This window comes from Streptomyces sp. NPDC003393, assembly GCF_053589015.1.
Genome location: NZ_JBSFRB010000091.1, coordinates 2,858 through 5,075, shown reverse-complemented (window position 1 = coordinate 5,075; position 2,218 = coordinate 2,858). Strand labels below are relative to the sequence as shown.

The 2,218-nt window shown below is 57.0% G+C and carries 2 rRNA genes (1 of these 2 only partly in view); both read right to left on the bottom strand.

What is annotated here, in order from left to right:
- Positions 1 to 2 precede the first annotated feature (2 nt).
- A 5S ribosomal RNA gene (gene rrf / locus ACWDUZ_RS38395) occupies positions 3 to 119 on the bottom strand.
- Between the two features lie 88 nt (positions 120 to 207).
- Positions 208 to 2,218: ribosomal RNA gene (locus ACWDUZ_RS38390) — 23S ribosomal RNA — on the bottom strand; it runs 1,215 nt beyond the window's last position.

Sequence of the window (2,218 nt, the reverse complement as noted above, 5' to 3'; positions counted from 1 at the left end):
TTGTTCGGCGGTGTCCTACTCTCCCACAGGGTCCCCCCTGCAGTACCATCGGCGCTGTAAGGCTTAGCTTCCGGGTTCGAAATGTAACCGGGCGTTTCCCTCACGCTATGACCACCGAAACACTATGAAACTGCCAACCGGAACCGCACTATACGGCTACGACGGTTGTTCGTGGTTTCAGAACCAACACAGTGGACGCGAGCAACTGAGGACAAGCCCTCGGCCTATTAGTACCGGTCACCTCCACCAGTCACCTGGCTTCCAGATCCGGCCTATCAACCCAGTCGTCTACTGGGAGCCTTACCCCATCAAGTGGGTGGGAGTCCTCATCTCGAAGCAGGCTTCCCGCTTAGATGCTTTCAGCGGTTATCCCTCCCGAACGTAGCCAACCAGCCATGCCCTTGGCAGAACAACTGGCACACCAGAGGTTCGTCCGTCCCGGTCCTCTCGTACTAGGGACAGCCCTTCTCAAGACTCCTACGCGCACAGCGGATAGGGACCGAACTGTCTCACGACGTTCTAAACCCAGCTCGCGTACCGCTTTAATGGGCGAACAGCCCAACCCTTGGGACCGACTCCAGCCCCAGGATGCGACGAGCCGACATCGAGGTGCCAAACCATCCCGTCGATATGGACTCTTGGGGAAGATCAGCCTGTTATCCCCGGGGTACCTTTTATCCGTTGAGCGACGGCGCTTCCACAAGCCACCGCCGGATCACTAGTCCCGACTTTCGTCCCTGCTCGACCCGTCGGTCTCACAGTCAAGCTCCCTTGTGCACTTACACTCAACACCTGATTGCCAACCAGGCTGAGGGAACCTTTGGGCGCCTCCGTTACCCTTTAGGAGGCAACCGCCCCAGTTAAACTACCCATCAGACACTGTCCCTGATCCGGATCACGGACCCAGGTTAGACATCCAGCACGACCAGACTGGTATTTCAACGACGACTCCACCCGAACTGGCGTCCAGGCTTCACAGTCTCCCAGCTATCCTACACAAGCCGAACCGAACACCAATATCAAACTGTAGTAAAGGTCCCGGGGTCTTTCCGTCCTGCTGCGCGAAACGAGCATCTTTACTCGTAGTGCAATTTCACCGGGCCTATGGTTGAGACAGTCGAGAAGTCGTTACGCCATTCGTGCAGGTCGGAACTTACCCGACAAGGAATTTCGCTACCTTAGGATGGTTATAGTTACCACCGCCGTTTACTGGCGCTTAAGTTCTCAGCTTCGCCCCACCGAAGTGAAGCTAACCGGTCCCCTTAACGTTCCAGCACCGGGCAGGCGTCAGTCCGTATACATCGCCTTACGGCTTCGCACGGACCTGTGTTTTTAGTAAACAGTCGCTTCTCGCTGGTCTCTGCGGCCACCCCCAGCTCACGGAGTAAATCCGATCACCAGGTGTGGCCCCCCTTCTCCCGAAGTTACGGGGGCATTTTGCCGAGTTCCTTAACCATAGTTCACCCGAACGCCTCGGTATTCTCTACCTGACCACCTGAGTCGGTTTAGGGTACGGGCCGCCATGAAACTCGCTAGAGGCTTTTCTCGACAGCATAGGATCATCCACTTCACCACAATCGGCTCGGCATCAGGTCTCAGACTATGTGCCAGGCGGATTTACCTACCTGACGTCCTACACCCTTACCCCGGGACAACCACCGCCCGGGATGGACTACCTTCCTGCGTCACCCCATCACTCACCTACTACCAGCTCGGGTCACCGGCTCCACCACTCCGACCTCGTCCGAAGACTCAGCCGGCGGCTTCACGGGCTTAGCATCACTGGATTCGATGTTTGACGCTCCACAGCGGGTACCGGAATATCAACCGGTTATCCATCGACTACGCCTGTCGGCCTCGCCTTAGGTCCCGACTTACCCTGGGCAGATCAGCTTGACCCAGGAACCCTTAGTCAATCGGCGCACACGTTTCTCACGTGTGAATCGCTACTCATGCCTGCATTCTCACTCGTCAACCGTCCACAACTACCTTCCGGTGCTGCTTCACCCGGCAGACGACGCTCCCCTACCCATCCCAGAAGGCGTTGGCCCTATATTCTGGAATGACACGACTTCGGCGGTACGCTTGAGCCCCGCTACATTGTCGGCGCGGAATCACTTGACCAGTGAGCTATTACGCACTCTTTCAAGGGTGGCTGCTTCTAAGCCAACCTCCTGGTTGTCTCTGCGACTCCACATCCTTTCCCACTTAGCGCCCG